The following is a 17771-nucleotide window of genomic DNA, read 5'->3' on the forward strand; positions in this document are numbered from 1 at the left end:
CTAGTGCACCCGGCCCGCGGGGCCGTGCGCACTAGCCCTCCAGACGCCGACGCGATCCCGCGGCTCACTTAAGTGAGGGGTGGAGCGCTGGCGGGCGAGGGCTGGATCGCAGCGAGGGCCTCCCGACCGGGTTCGGGTCAGGAGGCCCTCGATGGAACTGCGGGGCGAGCCTTACTTGGCTTCGGCCTTCTCCGCCTCGGCGTCGCCTTCAGCGGGCTTCGCCGCTTCTTCTTCCTTGACGACGATCAGGCTGATCTTGCCGCGGTTGTCGATGTCGGCGATCTCGACGCGGATCTTGTCGCCGACGTTCACCACGTCCTCGACCTTCGCGATCCGCTTGCCGTTGCCCAGCTTCGAGATGTGCACGAGGCCGTCCTTGCCCGGCAGCAGCGAGACGAACGCGCCGAACGCGGCCGTCTTCACCACGGTGCCGAGGAAGCGCTCGCCGACCTTCGGCAGCTGCGGGTTGGCGATCGCGTTGATCTTGCCGATCGCCGCCTCCGCCGACGGGCCGTCGGCCGCGCCCACGTAGATCGTGCCGTCGTCCTCGATCGAGATGTCGGCGCCGGTCTCCTCGGTGATCGAGTTGATCATCTTGCCCTTCGGCCCGATGACCTCGCCGATCTTGTCGACCGGGATCTTCACCGACGTGACGCGCGGGGCGTACGGGCTCATCTCGTCCGGGCCGTCGATCGCCTCGGCGATGACCTCCAGGATGGTGAGGCGAGCGTCCTTCGCCTGCTTCAGCGCGGCCGCGAGCACCTCCGACGGGATGCCGTCGAGCTTCGTGTCCAGCTGCAGCGCGGTGATGATGTCCTTCGTGCCGGCGACCTTGAAGTCCATGTCGCCCAGCGCGTCCTCGGCTCCGAGGATGTCGGTGAGGGCGACGTAGCGGGTCTCGCCGTCGACCTCGTCGGACACCAGGCCCATGGCGATGCCCGCGACCGGCGCCTTCAGCGGCACGCCGGCGTTGAACAGGCCCATGGTGGACGCGCAGACCGAGCCCATCGAGGTCGAGCCGTTGGAGCCCAGCGCCTCGGAGACCTGGCGGATCGCGTACGGGAACTCGTCCCGCTTCGGCAGCACCGGCACCAGGGCGCGCTCGGCGAGCATGCCGTGGCCGATCTCGCGCCGCTTCGGCGAACCGACGCGGCCGGTCTCGCCGGTGGAGAACGGCGGGAAGTTGTAGTGGTGCAGGTAGCGCTTCGTCGTCTCCGGCGACAGCGAGTCGATCTGCTGCTCCATGCGGAGCATGTTCAGCGTGGTGATGCCCAGGATCTGGGTCTCGCCGCGCTCGAACAGCGCCGAACCGTGCGCCCGCGGGACCACGGCGACCTCGGCCGAGAGCTGGCGGATGTCGGTCAGGCCGCGGCCGTCCATCCGGATCTTCTCGGTGAGCACGCGGGTGCGCATGATCTTCTTGGTCAGCGCCTTGAACGCGCCGCCGACCTCCTTGTCGCGGCCCTCGAAGGCTTCGCCCTCGCCGAGGCCGAGCTTCTCCAGGACAGCGGCCTTGACCTCGTCGGTCGCGGCGTCGCGCTCCTGCTTGCCGGCGATCTGCAGCGCCTTGGCCAGCTCGTCGGACGCGATCGCGGCGACGGCCTCGTAGATGTCCGGCTGGTAGGCCGGGTACAGCGGGAACTCGCCGGTCGGCTTCGCCGCGTCGGCGGCCAGGCGCTGCTGCGCCTCGCACAGCACGCGGATGAACGGCTTCGCGGCCTCGAGGCCCTGCGCGACGGTGGCCTCGTCCGGCGCGGTGCCGCCGGCGGCGATCAGGTCGAGCGTGTGCTCGGTGCCCTCGGCCTCGACCATCATGATCGCGACGTCGTCACCGACGATGCGGCCCGCGACGACCATGTTGAAGGTGGCCTTCTCGAGCTGCGGCCACGTCGGGAACGCGACCCACTGGTCCTCGATCAGCGCGACGCGCACGCCGCCGACCGGGCCGGAGAACGGCAGGCCGGCGATCTGGGTGGAGGCCGACGCGGCGTTGATCGCCAGCACGTCGTACGGGTCGTCCGGGTTGAGGCTCTGGACGGTGATGACGACCTGGATCTCGTTGCGGAGGCCGTCGGCGAAGGACGGGCGCAGCGGGCGGTCGATCAGGCGGGCGGTGAGGATCGCGTCGGTCGACGGGCGGCCCTCGCGGCGGAAGAACGCGCCCGGGATGCGCCCGGCGGCGTACATCCGCTCCTCGACGTCCACGGTCAGCGGGAAGAAGTCGAAGTGCTCCTTCGGGTGCTTCGACGCCGTGGTCGCCGACAGCAGCATGGTCTCTTCGTCCAGGTACGCGACGACAGCGCCGGCGGCCTGCTTGGCGAGCCGGCCGGTCTCGAACCGGACGGTGCGGGTGCCGAAACGGCCGTTGTCCAGAACGGCTTCGGTCTCGAACACGGTGACTCCGGTGGAGTCGGTCATATGGTCAATCTCCTCTTTGGTTCCTTCGTACGGCGAGAGTCTCCCACTGTGGGACCCGGTTCGCCCGAGAACGCTCGAGGAGGTGTGAGGCCGGTCTTCGATCGAAGCCCCCGGGTCCGTTGCCCGGGAACCACTACCGAGGACCGGCGAGATCGTTCCTCCAGCGCGCTCGCGCCGTGTGGGGGGTGTGCTTGCGGCGAGGGGGAGCGGCCGGAGCCGCTCCCCCTCGTCAGCACGCTATCGGCGCAGGCCGAGACGCTTGATCAGGTCGCGGTACCGCGCCACGTCCACCTTTTCCGTGTAGTTCAGCAGCCGGCGGCGACGGCCGACCAGCAGCAGGAGACCGCGACGGGAGTGGTGGTCGTGCTTGTGGGTCTTCAGGTGTTCGGTGAGGCCGATGATCCGCTTGGTCAGCAGCGCGACCTGGGCCTCGGGGGATCCGGTGTCCGAGTCGTGCAGCCCGTACTCGGCGAGGATCGTCTTCTTCTCTTCGGTGGACAGCGCCACTGGTGGTGCTCCTTGTGCATCTAGTGCCGTGAGGCCCGCACCGCGCCACGCGGCCGGGTGAGACGGTCACGGCCGCCACGGACTGCAGCCGGACCCGATTGCCGAGGTTACCAGCCGGTTGAACTGCGGCTTCCGGCGCGTAGGGCTAGCCGGGCAGCACAGCCTCACGCGCGCCGCAGAGGCCAAGTCCGCAGCGTGCGGTACGGGCTGCCGCCGCCCATCAGCTCCACCCGGTCCGCGGTCCAGACGCGGCTGCGGAAACCGGCGAGCCGTTCCGTCCACTCCGCGGGCGGCTGCGTGCGCGAGCACCGCGCCAGCGTCAGGTGCGGCCGGTAGGGACGGTCCTCGTCGGCGCCCGCGGCCGCGGCGAGATCGGCCAGGTCCTCCCCTGCCACTCCCAACCACAGCACTCCCGGAAATGTTCCCGAACCGGCGAGCTGGACGTCAACGGATTTCCGGCCGTCCAGCGCGCGGTCGAGGAAGGCACTGCGTCCGGCGGGGTCCTCTTCTCCGTAAAAGGCCAGCGTGACGTGCCAGCCGGCCGGATCGCTCCAGCGCAGCAGCCGGTCCCGGGAGCCGAGCGCGTCCGCTATCTCGGTCGCGACGTCGGCGGGCGGGCGCAGCGCGGAGAACAGCCGCATCGGCTACTGGCCCGAAGCTCCCGCGCGGCGGAGCAGGTCGGCGATCGCCGGGAAGTCCTCGTCGAGCAGCTTCGCCGCCTCGGCGAGGTTCTCGTCCTCGGCGACGTCCCGGATGCCCGCCAGGAGGATCTTCTCGTCCGAGTTGACCGGGATGTTGTCGCGGCCGACGGTGGGCCGCGAATCGCGCACGTCCTCCAGCGCGGCCTGCATCGCGTCGCGGTCGCCCGCGGCGACCTCGGGCACCAGGATCTTGCGTTCGAGCATGATCATCCGGGCCAGCACCACCGGATTGCCGATCTTCGCCCGCCGCCCGCTCATCACCTGGCTCAGCATCGGCGCGCTGATGCCCAGCACCTCGGCCAGGAACGCCTGCGACACGTCGAAGGCCACCACCAGCCGGCGCACCCGATCGCCGAGCGGCTCGCCGTACCACTCCCGCTGCAGCGCGATGTTCCGCTGGACGATCTTGTGGTCCTCCACCTGGCTCCGCTCCCCTAGCGCTGTCGTCCCGCGGCTCCGGCCGCGGGACCTGATCCTCCGGCCCGGCGCCGCCGGCCCATCTTGCCACTCCGGACGCCCCCGCCGGGCCGGAACGCCCGATTCGCCCCGGCTCCGGCCCTCCCCGGGCCGGGTTCCGCTCAGCGGTCCGCGCCGAGCACTTCCCTGGTCCGGGCCACGTCCTCGTCGATCTTCCGGACGAGGTCGGCCGACGCGCCGAACCGCGCCTGGTCCCGCAACCGGGTGACGAAATCGAGCGCGACGTGCTGGCCGTAGAAGTCCTCGTCGACGTCCAGCACGAACGCCTCGACGGTGCGTTCGCGGCCGGAGAACGTCGGGTTCGTGCCCACCGACACCGCCGCGCGCAGCCGCCGGTCCGGGTCCGACAGCCGGCTGAACCAGGCCGTGTAGACACCGTCCGCGGGCACCGCGGCGAACCGCGCGGTGGACAGGTTCGCCGTCGGGTAGCCGAGGTCGTGGCCCCGGCCGTCGCCGCGGACGACGATGCCCTCCAGCCGGTGCGGGCGGCCGAGCGCGTCGGACGCGGCCACCACGTCGCCGGCGTCGATGCACGAGCGGACGTAGGTCGAGGAGAAGGTGATGTCGTTGGCGCCGCGGTCGTCGTCGAGCGAACGGCCCTGCAGCTCCGCGCCGAAGGCGACGAACCCGAAGCGGCGGCCGAGTTCGCGCAGCAGCGCGACGTTGCCCGCGGCCTTGGCCCCGAAAGTGAAGTTGTCGCCGACCAGCACCGCGGCCGCGTGCAGCCGGTCGACGAGCACCTCGTGCACGAACTCGTGCGGGCTGAGCCGGGACAGCTCCAGGGTGAAGGGCAGCACGCAGAACACGTCCACGCCGAGCCCCTCGACCAGCTGGGCCTTGCGCCGCAGCGTGGTGAGCTGCGCGGGATGGCTGCCCGGGCGCAGCACCTCGGACGGATGCGGGTCGAACGTCAGCACCACGCTGGGCACGCCGCGCTCGGCAGCCGCCGCCACGGTGCGCTTGATCAGTTCCTGGTGCCCGCGGTGCACGCCGTCGAACACGCCGATGGTGACCACGCACCGTCCCCAGCCGCCCGGGAGGTCCCCGAGCCCACGCCACCGCTGCACTGTTGTCAACTCTCCCCGAGCAAGGTGCCTTTGCCCCCACCCTATGCGGGCAGGAGGACCACCACCGAGCGGGTCACTCCCTCGGCGTCGGACGCCAGCGCGAGCACGTGCCCGTCCGGCGCGAACAGGCCGTAGGTGCCGTCGATGCCCGCTGCCGGAATGCGCCTGCCGTACTGGACCGCTTTGGCGGTGGCGGCGTCGAGATCCCGGCGCGGGAAGGCGGCGGCGACGGCGGCGTCGAGGTCCAGGGACAGTTCCGGCTTTTCTTCGAGCTGGTCGAGCGTGCGCGCGCGGGCGAGCGTGAACGGCCCGACTGTGGTGCGGCGCAAGGCTTTCAGGTGCCCGCCGACGCCGAGCCCGGCGCCGAGGTCCCGGGCGAGCGCGCGGACGTAGGTGCCGGACGAGCATTCGACGATCGCGTCGAGCTCGATCCGGTCGTCCTCGCGGCGGAGGCCGAGAACGTCGAAGCGGTGCACCGTCACCGGCCGCGGCGGGATGACGACGTCTTCGCCCGCGCGGACCCGGGCGTAGGCGCGCTTGCCGTCGATCTTGACGGCGGACACGGCGCTGGGCACCTGCTGGATGTCACCGGTCAGCGCGGCGATGCCTTCGGCGATCTGCTCGTCGGTGACCTCGGAGAGGGTCCCCGGCGCGGCCTCGGTCAGCGGTTCGCCCTCGGCGTCGTCGGTGGTGGTGGACCGGCCGAGCGACAGCGTGGCGAGGTAGGTCTTGCGGTCGAGGGCGAGGTGACCGAGCAGTTTGGTGGCGCGCTCGATGCCGAGCACCAGCACGCCGGTCGCCATCGGGTCGAGCGTGCCGGCGTGGCCGACCTTGCGGGTGCCCATGATCCGCCGCGCCCGCGCGACCACGTCGTGCGACGTCATTCCCGCCGGTTTGTCGACGATGAGCAGTCCGGGCGGCGGGGCGGGGCGACGCGGTTCTTTCGGGCGAGACACGGCGGAAACCCTACCCAGGCCGGGGTTCGCGGCTGGCGCCCGGTTCGGGCGGGGTGCAGGGGAGGCGGGCGGGGCTGGTGGTTGGCGGGGTGGGCGGTCGGGGCGGGCGGAAGCGGCTTGGGCGGCCGGTTCGGGCAAGCGATCCGGACAACCGGACCGACTGGGGCGACGGGCCCAGGCAACCGAGCCGGGCAACTGCCCTGGACAGTCGCCTGGCCTAGACAACCAGCCCAACCGACCCGGACGAGCGCACCGGTCGACCGCCCTGGACTGTCGAGCCGACCGGAAAAGACCGGGAAGGACCGGAAAAACTGACTTGGGCCACGCCGACCCCCAGGCGAGCGCCCTGGGCAAGCGCCCTGGACGGCCGACCGGGTCAGGCTGCCAGCTCGGGCAATCGGCCGGGCGAATGCCCGGGGCGGTCGAACCAAGCCGTCGAAAAGGGCAGAACAGCTTGCTCAGGCAGCAGCCACGGCCTCTTCCGGCACCCGGTCCCAGCGGTGCCGCCGGATCCGGACCGGGACTTCCTCCCCGCGCGCCGCCGCGGCGAACACGTGGGCGCGCGCCCGCCGCCACCACACCAGCATCCGGGAGGCGCCCAACGCCAACACCGCCACGATGACCAGCAGCGCGATCCGGAAGTTGCCGCCGGTCGCCTGGAGCAGGATGCCGATCAGCAGGGCGGTCACGGTAGTCGCCAGGAAGCCGCCGACGTTCACCACTCCGGTCGCGGTGCCGACGCGCGACAGCGGGTTGTAGTCGCGGGCGATGGCGAAGCCGATCATCGACGCCGGGCCGCCCAGGGTGAGGAAAGCGAACGCCGGGACGAGGACTCCCACCGGGACGTGGCCGTTCCAGCCGAGCAGCACGGCCCACACGATCGTCGCGCCGCTGAGGTAGCCGATGACCAGCGGGACGCGCAGCGCCGGGGCGCGGCCGATCACCGCGCCCAGCAACGGGCCGCCGGCCATCGAGCCGAATACGAAGACGGTCAGCAGCGCGCTCGCGGTCGCGGCGGGCAAACCTTCGCCCTGCACCAGGAAAGGCATGCCCCACAACAGGGTCAGCACGTTCGGCGCGAACATCGTCGAGAAGTGCACCCAGAAACCCAGCCGGGTGCCGGGGGTCTGCCAGGCGAGCTTGACCTGCTTGCCCAGTTCCGCCGGGCGCACGGGTTCGCGTTTGCGTTCCGGCACGCCGTCGGGAGTGTCGCGGACGCGCAGCGCCACCGGCACCGAGTACAGCACCGTCACCGCGCCGACGGCGAGGAAGGTGACTGTCCATCCTGGACCGTCGAGGAGCAGGGTGAGCGGGACTGTCGCGGCGAGGTTGCCGATGTAGCCGACGCAGGAGGTGAAGGACGCCAGCAGCGCGTACCGGTGGGCTGGGAAGTGCGCCGCGACGAGCCGCAGGACGCTGACGAAGGTGAGTGCGTCGCCGAGGCCGAGGACGGCGCGGGCGACCAGGCCGAGCGCGTAGGTGTCGGCGATGCCGAGCAGCAGCTGCCCGGAGCCCAGGATCAGGACGGCGACGGTGAGCACGCGGCGCGGGCCGTAGCGGTCGACGAGCACGCCGGTCGGGATCTGCATGGCCGCGTAGACGCCGACCTGCAGGACGGTGAAGATGCCGAGCGCGGCGGACCCGACGCCGAAGCGTTCGGCCGCCTGCAGCCCGGCGACGCCGAACGAGGTGCGATGGAAAACGGCGAGCAGGTACACCGTGACCGCGGTGAGCCAGATGAGCCAGGACCGGACAGGGGCGCGGCCGGCGGGCGTCAAAAGTTCCTCCAGAGAGCAGGCGAGCGTCGGACAGAGGAGGACGACGACGCTGCCGCCTCGATAGTTGTATCGCCTCAGCAACCTCGATACATAGCCGTAACCGGGGTGTGTTTCACCACAGATCCACGTCGCCCCGGATTCCGACGACAGTTTCGCCGCCGACCCACACGTCGTCGCCGTCCCGTTCGACGTGCACCCGTCCGCGCCTGCCGAGCCGCGTGCCTTGCGCCGCGACGTACGACTCGGGCGCGATGCCGTCGCCGATCAGCCATTGGCCGAGCGCCGCGTTGAGACTGCCGGTGACCGGGTCCTCGACGGTGTCGCTGAACGCGCGGACCTCGAACGCCGTGTCGGAGCCAGCCGGCTGTGCACCCGCGACGCCCACCTTGAAGTCGCCGAGCGCGCCGAAGTCCGGCTCGATCGCGAGCACGGTCGCCGCGTCGCGCAGCAGCAACGCGACCCAGCCGGGGCCGTTGTCCGCCCAGCGCGCGTCGAGGACATCGGCGTCGCCGAGGTGCAGGCCGCGTTTCACCGCGGCGAGGTCGGCGTCGTCGACCGGGCCGCTGCGCAGGAGCGGAGGCGCGGCGAACGCCAGCCGGTCGCCGTCGCGGCGCACCCGGACCAGCCCGGCCCCGCATTCCTGGACGAGGTGCCCGGCTTTCGGCTCTCCCCCGGCGGCCAGCCACGCCCGTGCCGACCCGAGCGTCGGGTGCCCGGCGAACGGCAGCTCGCCGTGCGGGGTGAAGATCCGCACACGGTAGTCGGCGGCCGGATCGGACGGCTCCAGCAGGAACGTGGTCTCGCTGAGGTTCGTCCAGCGGGCGAACGCCGCCATCCGCTCGTCGGACAGCCCGTCCGCGCCGTGCACGACAGCGAGCGCGTTGCCGCGGGCGAGTTCGTCGGTGAAGACGTCGACCTGGGTGAACTTCGGCATGCGCCCACCCTCGCATCCACCGGGCCGCGGCGGCGAGCGGGTTTCGCCGTTATGCCGTCAAGCCTCCCGCACCGCGCCGACCACGGCCCACCGCCCGGACCGCCACCGCGCCACCACGGCCGCCAGCCGGAAAACCATGAACAGCGACAATCCGGTCCAGATCCCGGTCAGCCCCCAGCCCAGCGCCAGCGACAGCCAGATCAGCGGCAGGAACCCGAGCCCCGCGCTGACGAGCGTCGCGGTGCGGAGGAAGGCGGCGTCGCCCGCACCGAGGAGGACGCCGTCGAGCGCGAACACCACACCCGCGATCGGTTGCAGCGCCACGAAGAACCACCACGCGTGCGGGATTTCGCCGAGCACTCCCGGGTCGGACGTGAACGCGTGCGGCAGGACGCTCCACAGCGCGGCGAACAGCACGCCCAGGAAACAACCGAAAACCAGGCCGTATCCAGTGATCTGCGTGGCCACTCCGCGCGCCTGCCGCGCCGCGCCCGCGCCGAGCGCCGCGCCGACGAGCGATTGCGCGGCGATCGCGACCGAATCGAGCACCAGCGACAGGAACGTCCAGAGCTGCAGGACCACCTGGTGCGCGCCGACCGCCTCGGTCGAGGTGCGCGCGGCCACCGCGGCGGCGGACACGAAGCACGCCTGGAACGCGAAACTGCGCAGCACCAGGTCCCGGCCGAGGCCCAGTTGCGCCCGCATCACCGGGAAATCCGGCCGCAGCGGCACCTTTTCCCGCACCAGCGCGGCGACGAACATCGACGCGGACACGATCTGCGCGACGACGTTCGCGATCGCCGACCCCTCCAGCCCGAGATCAGCGGCGTACACCAGCACCGGGCACAGGACGGCCGAGATTCCATTGCCCGCCAGGACATAACGCAGCGGGCGGGTCGCGTCCTGCACGCCGCGCATCCAGCCGTTGCCCGCCATCGTGACGAGGATCAGCGGCGCGCCGAACAACGCGATCCGCAGCCACGACACAGCCGCCGCGGCGATCTCGTCGCTGCCCGAAAGCGCCCGGGCGATCGGCCCGGCCAGCAGTTGTCCTGCGACGAGCAGCACCAGCCCGACCAGCACGGCGAGCCAGGTGGCCTGCACGCCTTCGCGGACCGCGTCGGAGCGCCTGCCCGCGCCGTGCAGCCGCGCGGTGCGCGACGTGGTGCCGTAGGACAGGAACGTGAGCTGCGTGGAGATCTGCGACAGCACGACGCCGCCCAGCGCGAGGCCGGCGAGCGGCAACGCACCGAGATGGCCTACGACGGCCGTGTCGACCAGTACGTAGAGCGGCTCGGCGGCGAGCACGCCAAGCGCGGGCACGGCGAGCCCGAACACTCGGCGGGGCGGGATGCGGTCACCGCTGACGGCGGTGGTCGTGGCGTTTTCGGACACGGGACGAGAGTAGCTACCGGGACCGACAATTCCGGCGGGGCGGAGGGCGGGGTTCGCTGAGGCGGGTGACGAGGGCTGGCGAATGTGGTTATGGGGCAAGGGGATTCTGCTGGGTCCGCAGTGGATTCCCGGCATGCGGGAGGGTTGGTGGGGTGGCTCGGCTTTGGCTGCGGGCATGCTGGACGGGCATGCCTGGGAACCCCCGGCAACCGGCAGAGTTTCAGCAGGGCAGACGGTTCGGCTTTTGGCGGCGAGCACGCCGGTGAGCGGGTGGCGGACCGGCAGCGTCTCGGAGCAGGAGGCAGTCGGCGGATGGTGCCCGCATCTCCCGCGGCCGGCTATCGCAGGCCGCGAGGTGCAGATGCGTTTCGGAACGCGGTCTCTAGGGGCGCTGGCGAACCCGCACCAGACGCCCCGCCCGAATCAGGAAGCCCGCAACAGCGGTGCCCTCCCCAGCGCTTCCCGCAGCCGGTCCAGCACCTCCTCCGCCGGACCCTCCGCCGTGCACCCCGCCGCCATCCGATGGCCTCCCCCGCCGAACTCCGCGGCGGCCGCGGACACGTCGATGTCGCCCGCGGAGCGCAGCGAGACCGTCCACACCGGACCGGGCCCGGCCTCCTTCAGCACCGCCGCTACCCCGGCTTCGCGGGTCGCGCGCACGACGTCGATCACCGACTCCACCTCTTCGAGCCGCACCGTCGCCGCGGCGGCCGCGCGCACTACCGTGTGGACGAAGCCGAAGCCTTGCGCCCCTTCGGGTTCCAGCCGGGCCTCGGAGAGCACCTTGGACAGCATCGGCAGCCACGCGAACGGGTGATCGTCGACGATCCGGCGCGCCACCTCGCCCGGGTCCGCTCCCGCTTCCAGGAGGCGGGCGGCGATCCGGTGCGTTTCCGGGCTTGCCCGGCGGAAGCCGCTCGTGTCGGTGACGACCCCGGCGTACAGGCAGCGCGCGGCGGCCGCGTCGAGTTCGACGCCCATCGCCTCGATGATCCGCGTGACCAGGATCGCCGACGCCTCGGCGGTCTCGTCCACGACGTGGTGGGTGCCGTAGCGGGCGTTCGTCGCGTGGTGGTCGACGACCAGGACCGGACTGCCCGCGTCGCGGACCGCGGCGACCCGGGGAGCCAGTCTGCCGAGGCGGGCCAGGGTGGGGGTGTCCAGCGCGACCAGCAGGCCGTCCGTCGGCGGGAGCGCGCCGACCGGGGTGATCAGGCCGTCGACGTCCAGCCAGGCCAGTGTTTCGGGGGCCTCGTCCGGCTCGCCGAAGGCGACCCGGACGCTCGCGCCGCCGCGATGCAGCACGTGGCCGAGGGCCAGCGCGCTGCCGAGGGCGTCGGCGTCGGGGCGCACGTGTCCGAGCAGCGTCACGTCGGTGGCACCGGCCAGCAGTGCGGCGGCGGCCTCGATGTCCTGTACCAGGGAAGCTGTCACAAAGTGTCACGCTACGCTCTGCGGGATGCCTGAGTACGTGATCCTCGTTCTGCCTTCCGCCAACCGCGTGTACGCCGCGTCGTCGCCGGCGCTGCTGCGCGCCGAACTGGCGGCCTTCGGCGCTGGTCTTTCCGCCGAGGTGTCGGCGATCGAAGAGATCGAACTCGGCGGCGTCGGGTACGTGAAATTCGCCTGCGCGGCCCCGCTCGGCGAACGCGATCTGGCGCTGCTGTCGAACCTGTCCTCGCTGTACGCCCTGTTCGAACTGGGCGACGGCGTGCTGCGGCCGGTCGCCGTGCACCCGCTGGCGAAGGCCGACTCGGACCTGCTGACCATCCAGAAATACCCGGGCAAGACCAACGAGCAGTTCACCAAACTGCTGCTCAACCTCACTCTCCTCGCGACGGAGCGGCCCGCGGACTGGCCGGACCGCGAACTGCACGTGCTCGACCCGCTGTGCGGCCGCGGGACGACGCTGAACCAGGCCGTGATGTACGGCTTCGACGCGACCGGCCTGGACGTCGACGCGCGCGATTTCGAAGCGTACGAACAGTTCGTGAAGACGTGGCTGCGCATGAAGCGCGTGAAACACACCGCCGAATCCGGGCAGTTGCGGCGCAACAAGGTCCGCCTCGGCCGCAGGCTCGACATCGAGTACGCGTTCGACAAGGACGACTACAAGGCCGGCCGCACCCGCCGGCTCAGCTACCTCAACACGGACACCCTGACCGCCGACGAGGTCCTCCGCCCGGCGTCGGTGGACCTCATCGTCACCGACGCGCCGTACGGCGTGCAGCACGGCAGCCACCGCGACGCCGGCCTGGCCCGCAGCCCGCGCGACCTCCTCGCGGCGGGGATCCCGGTGTGGAACCGGGTGCTGCGGCCCGGCGGGGCGCTGGGGATCTCGTGGAACACGCACGTGCTGCCGCGGGAGGACCTGGTGGCGATCCTGGAGCGGGCGGGGCTGGAGGTGCGGTCGGGCGGGCCGTACGAGGAGCTGGCGCACCGGGTGGACCAGGCGATCGTGCGCGATCTGGTGGTGGCGGGAAAGCCCGCGTGAATGGCGCGGGAAATACCGTTACCGCGCAGTGCATGCATTCACTGGATTGAGTGAAATCCGTACAGCACGGGCGAACACGGCCGCGCTTTCAACGCTCAGAGTTGACCGCTCATCGCAGCAATACTGCACTGGCTCATTCCGTAGGGCAGGGTCGGCCTTGAAATGGACACCACACCAGAGCGGACCCCGGCCTTGGCGACCGAGGCAGTCGAACTGGCGACCCGCATTCCCCGCCAGCTGGAACTTTCCCCGTTGGGCGAGGCAGGCCAGCCCGACGACTCCTTGCCCGACCTGACTCGCTATTGCCTTCGGGCCCACGATCGCGGACTGGCCGCGGTGGTCGAGGCCGCCGCGCGCGGGACGAGCGGAATCGTCACCCTCGTCGGCGGACCCGCGACGGGGAAGAAACGCGCGCTGTGGGAAGCCGTGCACGCCAGGGACGACGACGGGCATTTTCTGCTCTACGGCTGGAAAATCTGGCCCGGCCTCAGTCCGCGCAGCCCGGAGGAACTGCGGGAGAGCGTAAAGGGATTCCCGAAGAATACCGTCGTGTGGATTCCGTCCGCGGAACGCTACCTTTCCCCGAATGGCAACGGAATAGGCAATGAAGTCGCCGAGCGTTTGCGAAATCTGCTGCACGACCCGCACCGTGCGCCGGTTCTGATTCTCGCGAGCCTGTCCCCGGAGCACTGGCACGAGCTGACCGCCCCGCAGGCCGGGGGCGTCGACAGCTCGCACGTCCAGCAGCTGCTGCTGGGCACCAGCCTCACGGTGCCCGGCTCCTTCACCGACACCGAGGTTGCCCGAGCCCTCTCCTCCCTCGACCCGCGAGTCTCCGAAGCGGCGGCCCACGCACCGAAAGGCCGGGTGATCCAGACCGTCGTCGCCATCCCTGCGCTGCGCACGCGCTGCCAGCGGCTCAGCCCGGCCGCTCGCGCGATGCTGGATTTCGTGACCGAGGCCCGGCACGCGGGTCATAGCGGGACGATGCCCCGGGCGCTCCTCCTGCAGGGCGCGCAGGCGTTTCTCGACGGGCCGGACACCGACGCGTGCCTCGACACGGCGCTGAAAGAACTGACGACGCCAGTGCGCGGTGGCGCCGCAGTGCTGGTCAAAGAGGCGAAAACAGACGTCTATCGTCTTCCCCCGTGTCTCGACCGGCTGTACGTGACCGAAGCCCCGGAGCCGGTCCTCCCTCGCGCGAGCCTGTGGCCCGTGCTGCTGGAAACCGTGGCCGGACAAGACAGTCTCGCCATCGCCCGGGAATGCGAACGACGCCATCTGCTGGAGCTGAGCGCCCAGTTCTCCCTGAAGAGCGGCCTGCCCCGGGCGCTTCTCGACCTCGCCGCGATGCTGGCGAAGGCCGGGCGGATCGACGAGGCGGCCGCCCAGTACCGGCTGCTCGCGCGGACCGGCGGCGGCGACGACGTCGAGGAGGCGATCAACCAGGGGGCGAACGTTCTCTTCGCCGCCGGGCGCGAGGAAGACGTCCTGGATTGGCTGGGTCCGCTCGCCGAGGCGGGAAACCGTTCGGCCGCGCTGCACGTCGCGGCGGCCCACACCCGGTGCGGCCAGCCCGATCTGGCGCTGGCCGTGCACCGCCGGCGCGCGGAGAACGGCGACCTGCAGTCGGCGGTGTACGTGGCCGAGAGCATGGTGCCGCCGGAAGTCGTGCACGATTCCTGGCAGGAGCTGCCCGGCCAGGAACTGGACCAGCAGCGGACCCGCCGCCGGAAAGAACTCGGCAAGGCGGTGCGCTGGCTGACCGAGCTGCCCGGGCAGAACCGGCGCGACCTGCTCCCCCTGATCACCGACCTGATCATGGACACCTTCGGGATCGACGAGGCGCTGAAGGAGCTTTCCGACGAGGCGACCCGCTACGACTGGTACGACGCATACCTTCTCGGCGCACAGGCCCTGTCCGCCGCCGGGCGCGTCGAGGAGGCGCTGACCTGGGTCGAGGCGGCGCGGCGGCACGACGTCCCGGGCACCCTCGCCGTCGCGACGAAGGTGAATCTGCGCGCCCGGCTGCTCGACGCCGCCCAGGAGTGCGCGCTCGAGGCGGCCGACGCCGGCGACGCGGCTCCGCTGATCGAGGTGGGCGACGCCTTCGCCAAGTCCAGGCTTCCGGAACGCGCTCTCGCCTGCTACGACGACGCGGCGGCCCGGGCCGCGACCGCCGCCTTCAGCGCCGCGGCGCTCACCGCCGCCCGGTACGGCCTGTTCGACAAGACCTGCGGTTACTACCGGCGCGCGGACCTGGCCGGGTGCGCACCGGACCCGGCCGAGATCGTCCGGTTGCTCTGCGCCGCCGGGAAAGCGACCGAGGCGCTGGAATGGTACGTCGCCACCGTGCCGCCGGACCCGGGCGCGCTCGCTCCGATCGCGCGGCACCTCAAGGACGTCCCGCAAGCGGTGACCGTGGCCGGGGCCGTCCGCGCGCACAAGAACATCCCGCAGTGGCAGGCGCTGGCCTGGGTGGCCGACGAGCTCCTGGGAGCCAAGCACGCCGCGTCCGGCGGAACCGACCGGGCGACCGTCAGCGGAAACGGCCCGCACCTCGCGGCCTCCTCGCGCCTGGTGCTGGCGGGCCGCCTGTACAAGGAAGCGGCGAAGTCGGGGGCGGTGCGGGTCGAGGAACGCGCGGTCCGGCTGCTGATGGACGCGCGCAACTTCACCGAGGCGGTGCAGCTGATCCGTTCCGGCCGCGAGACGGTGCCGCGGCGGCTGCGGGCGCTGCTGGCGGAAGCGCTGGCCGGGCGCGGCGCGCTGAAAGAGGCCGAGCAGATTCTCGGCGAACTGCTCGACGAGGACGACTTCAGCGCCGCGGCCGGGGTCGCGCGCGGGTTCAACCTGCACGAGGAGTACGTCAAAGCGCAGGACATCGCCGAGCGCGGGGCCAACGGCGGGGACGTCGAATGCTACGTCCTGCTGGGCGATCTTCGGCGCGGCGCGTGCGACCAGACCAGGGTGCTCGATCTCTACTGCCTCGCGCTGGCCCACGGCCATCCCGGCGCGCGCGTCCGGATCGACCACCTTCTCGCCGCGGCGGACGGCCGCGCCTGGGAGCACGCGCAGCTGCGGCGGCACGGACTCGATCCGCACGGGAAGATCGCCGCGGACTGGGAGGTCCCGGCGCCCGGCGCGGACGACGGGTGAAGGCGCACCGTCCCGCGCTCGTTCACTGGCCACACCGGAAAGCCTGGTGTTGCCAATTGCCTACACAACCCCGGCCACCCGAACCGGTGACTCTGCGCGGCTATTTCAGCCGCGGCCCGACGAACCGCAGCACCTCCGGCAGGACGCCTTGCCAGTACCCGGAATCGTGCTCCCCCGGCGTGATCCGCGAGACCTCCGGCTTGGCGCCGCTGATCAGCTTCCGGTTGGCCGCCAGGAACGGGTCCCCGTCGCCGCACCACACGCCGAGGCCGCGCGACGGGAGTTCGTCCAGGTGCTGCAGCGGATCGGCGGCTTTCCAGTCGGCCTGCGACGGGAAGATGTGCCGGGTCCGGGCCTCCGGCCAGGTGCGGAACAGGGCCGCGCTGCACGTGGCCACGGCGGTCACGTCGCGGCGGCGCCGCGCCAGGTTCAGCGCTCCGAAGCCGCCCATCGAGATGCCGATGAGCCCGGTCATCGGGCGGAGGCCGGCCTCGGACAGCCAGCCGGGGAGTTCGTCGGTGAGCATGCGGTGCGGGTCGTCGCCGCCGTCGGGGACCCAGTAGTTGCTGCCGTCGACCGCGACGACCGCGAACGGCGACGTCCCGGACCGCACCGCGGCGGTGAGCGCCGCGGGCAGCTCCAGGTCCAGGAACGTGCGGGCGCTCGACCCGCGGCCGTGCAGTGCCACGCAGACCGGCAGGCCGGTGCTGGGGACGCCGTCCGGCGTCATGAGCACCACGTCGACGTCCCGGCCGCGGGCCGCGGAGTGCCTGCGGTGGATCGTGATCGACGCCTTCAGGGGCGCCGGGCTGGAGGCCGGGGCAGCCGAGGACGGCGCAACCACCGGGGCGGAGCGCCCGGTGCAGGCGGCGACAAGCGCCGCGGAACTGCCGAGCAGCAGGCCGCGTCGCGTGACACCGGGCTTTGACCGCATCGTTTCAGCCGCGCGTCTCCTCTTCTGCTTGCTCCTCGTCCTCTTCGGCACGAGGGGCCTTGTACGGGTCCGGTTCGCCCGCGGGCTGGGCTCCGGTAGCCCGGCGGGCCACCTCGGCGTCCGATTCGCGGGCCTTCGCGAGCAGTTCTTCGATGCGGCGGGCGTCGTCCGGGACGCTGTCCGCGACGAAGGTGAGCGTCGGGGTGTAGCGGACGCCGGTGCCCTGTCCCACCTTCGTGCGCAGGACGCCGCGCGCGGCTTCCAGCGCGGCCGCGGCGCTCGCGAAGTCCGGCTCCGCGTCGAGGCTTTCGCCGAGCACCGTGTAGTACACCGTGGCGTCGTGCAGGTCCGCAGTGACGCGGGCGTCGGTGATGGTCACCGAGCCCAGTCGCGGGTCCTTGACGTCGTGTTCGATCGCCGAGGCCACGATCTGCGAGATCCGCTTGGCGAGCTTGCGCGCTCGAGCGGGATCGGCCATGGCTGAGGTCTCCTTCTCCGGATTTCCGGGTGTTCTAGTCGTCCGGGCCGAGCAGCCGGCGGCGCGCGGAGAGCAGTTCGAACTCCGGCCGTCCGGCCGCGAACCGTTCGCACGCGTCGAGCACGTCCCGGATGTGCTCGCCGTCGGGGGCGACCGCGGCGACGCCGATGAGCGCGCGGCGGTGCAGGTCCAGATGTCCCGCCTCGGCGACCGAGACGGAGAACCGCTTCCGCAGTTCGGCCACCACCGGCCGCACCACGGATCGTTTCTGCTTCAACGAATGCACGTCGTCGAGCAGCAGGTCGAGCTCTAGGGCTCCGACAAACATAGGCAGCGAAGTTGTGCCGCGAGGGCGGTGCGGGGGGGGCGGCGGGGGCCCCCCCGGCCCGGGGCAAACCCCCGGGGGGTGGGGCCCGGTTGAGGTGTTGGGTTCAACGCGGGCGACGGGAGTGTGGGGGTAGAGCGCCGCCGGT

15 protein-coding genes are annotated in these 17771 nt (G+C 71.7%); 2 read left to right on the forward strand and 13 right to left on the reverse strand.

Going from position 1 to position 17771, the window contains the following annotated elements; genetic code table 11:
* Window positions 1-171 precede the first annotated feature (171 nt).
* The 10 genes from ACWGIC_RS40510 to ACWGIC_RS40555 form a co-directional block, all read right to left on the reverse strand.
* Window positions 172-2418 carry a polyribonucleotide nucleotidyltransferase gene (locus tag ACWGIC_RS40510; RefSeq protein WP_452081254.1) on the reverse strand — a complete coding sequence of 749 codons (2247 nt, stop codon included), beginning with the start codon at window positions 2416-2418 and terminating at the stop codon, window positions 172-174.
* A 237-nt stretch (window positions 2419-2655) separates the two neighbouring features.
* Window positions 2656-2925, reverse strand: a complete 270-nt coding sequence (rpsO, locus tag ACWGIC_RS40515) for a 30S ribosomal protein S15 (protein WP_009080476.1) — start codon at window positions 2923-2925, stop codon at window positions 2656-2658.
* 164 nt (window positions 2926-3089) lie between these two features.
* Window positions 3090-3566, reverse strand: a complete 477-nt coding sequence (thpR, locus tag ACWGIC_RS40520; RefSeq protein ID WP_452081255.1) for an RNA 2',3'-cyclic phosphodiesterase — start codon at window positions 3564-3566, stop codon at window positions 3090-3092.
* Between the two features lie 3 nt (window positions 3567-3569).
* Entirely contained in the window at window positions 3570-4046 is a 477-nt protein-coding gene (locus tag ACWGIC_RS40525; RefSeq protein WP_452081256.1) for an XRE family transcriptional regulator, read from the reverse strand.
* Window positions 4047-4204: 158 nt separating this feature from the next.
* Entirely contained in the window at window positions 4205-5170 is a 966-nt protein-coding gene (locus ACWGIC_RS40530; protein ID WP_452081257.1) for a bifunctional riboflavin kinase/FAD synthetase, read from the reverse strand.
* 41 nt (window positions 5171-5211) lie between these two features.
* Window positions 5212-6126, reverse strand: a complete 915-nt coding sequence (gene truB, locus ACWGIC_RS40535; protein WP_452081258.1) for a tRNA pseudouridine(55) synthase TruB — start codon at window positions 6124-6126, stop codon at window positions 5212-5214.
* Between the two features lie 458 nt (window positions 6127-6584).
* Window positions 6585-7904 (reverse strand): MFS transporter, encoded by a 1320-nt coding sequence (locus ACWGIC_RS40540; RefSeq protein ID WP_452081259.1) that lies wholly within the window; start codon window positions 7902-7904, stop codon window positions 6585-6587.
* Window positions 7905-8016: 112 nt separating this feature from the next.
* A complete protein-coding gene (locus tag ACWGIC_RS40545; protein WP_452081260.1) occupies window positions 8017-8838 on the reverse strand; it encodes a PhzF family phenazine biosynthesis protein in 822 nt (273 codons plus the stop codon).
* A gap of 57 nt (window positions 8839-8895) precedes the next feature.
* Window positions 8896-10233, reverse strand: coding sequence for an MATE family efflux transporter (locus ACWGIC_RS40550; RefSeq protein ID WP_452081261.1), 1338 nt, complete (start codon window positions 10231-10233; stop codon window positions 8896-8898).
* A 423-nt stretch (window positions 10234-10656) separates the two neighbouring features.
* Window positions 10657-11667, reverse strand: a complete 1011-nt coding sequence (locus ACWGIC_RS40555; protein ID WP_452081262.1) for a DHH family phosphoesterase — start codon at window positions 11665-11667, stop codon at window positions 10657-10659.
* A 25-nt stretch (window positions 11668-11692) separates the two neighbouring features.
* Between ACWGIC_RS40555 and ACWGIC_RS40560 the strand changes: the two genes are divergently transcribed.
* Together ACWGIC_RS40560 and ACWGIC_RS40565 are read left to right on the forward strand one after the other, a co-directional pair.
* Window positions 11693-12727 carry a TRM11 family SAM-dependent methyltransferase gene (locus ACWGIC_RS40560; RefSeq protein ID WP_452081263.1) on the forward strand — a complete coding sequence of 345 codons (1035 nt, stop codon included), beginning with the start codon at window positions 11693-11695 and terminating at the stop codon, window positions 12725-12727.
* A 162-nt stretch (window positions 12728-12889) separates the two neighbouring features.
* Window positions 12890-15886, forward strand: a complete 2997-nt coding sequence (locus ACWGIC_RS40565) for a hypothetical protein (RefSeq protein WP_452081264.1) — start codon at window positions 12890-12892, stop codon at window positions 15884-15886.
* A gap of 100 nt (window positions 15887-15986) precedes the next feature.
* On the opposite strand, the gene ACWGIC_RS40570 is transcribed toward ACWGIC_RS40565, so the two are convergent.
* The 3 genes from ACWGIC_RS40570 to ACWGIC_RS40580 are packed head-to-tail and all read right to left on the reverse strand — an operon-like array spanning window position 15987 to window position 17626.
* Window positions 15987-16820, reverse strand: a complete 834-nt coding sequence (locus ACWGIC_RS40570) for an alpha/beta hydrolase (protein ID WP_452081265.1) — start codon at window positions 16818-16820, stop codon at window positions 15987-15989.
* 4 nt (window positions 16821-16824) lie between these two features.
* Window positions 16825-17298: a 30S ribosome-binding factor RbfA gene (gene rbfA, locus ACWGIC_RS40575; protein WP_452081266.1), complete on the reverse strand. Its 474-nt coding sequence runs from the start codon at window positions 17296-17298 to the stop codon at window positions 16825-16827.
* 34 nt (window positions 17299-17332) lie between these two features.
* Window positions 17333-17626 carry a DUF503 domain-containing protein gene (locus tag ACWGIC_RS40580; RefSeq protein WP_037812533.1) on the reverse strand — a complete coding sequence of 98 codons (294 nt, stop codon included), beginning with the start codon at window positions 17624-17626 and terminating at the stop codon, window positions 17333-17335.
* Between the last annotated feature and the right edge of the window lie 145 nt (window positions 17627-17771).

It is taken from the genome of Amycolatopsis sp. NPDC054798, assembly GCF_053611505.1.

Excerpts from the sequence above, each read along its gene's own strand:
- ACWGIC_RS40510 (WP_452081254.1), bottom strand. The coding sequence starts at position 2,418 with ATGACCGACTCCACCGGAGTCACCGTGTTCGAGACCGAAGCCGTTCTG.
- thpR (WP_452081255.1), bottom strand. The coding sequence starts at position 3,566 with ATGCGGCTGTTCTCCGCGCTGCGCCCGCCCGCCGACGTCGCGACCGAG.
- ACWGIC_RS40545 (WP_452081260.1), bottom strand. The coding sequence starts at position 8,838 with ATGCCGAAGTTCACCCAGGTCGACGTCTTCACCGACGAACTCGCCCGC.
- ACWGIC_RS40560 (WP_452081263.1), top strand. The coding sequence starts at position 11,693 with ATGCCTGAGTACGTGATCCTCGTTCTGCCTTCCGCCAACCGCGTGTAC.
- ACWGIC_RS40565 (WP_452081264.1), top strand. The coding sequence starts at position 12,890 with ATGGACACCACACCAGAGCGGACCCCGGCCTTGGCGACCGAGGCAGTC.
- ACWGIC_RS40570 (WP_452081265.1), bottom strand. The coding sequence starts at position 16,820 with ATGCGGTCAAAGCCCGGTGTCACGCGACGCGGCCTGCTGCTCGGCAGT.
- rbfA (WP_452081266.1), bottom strand. The coding sequence starts at position 17,298 with ATGGCCGATCCCGCTCGAGCGCGCAAGCTCGCCAAGCGGATCTCGCAG.
- ACWGIC_RS40580 (WP_037812533.1), bottom strand. The coding sequence starts at position 17,626 with ATGTTTGTCGGAGCCCTAGAGCTCGACCTGCTGCTCGACGACGTGCAT.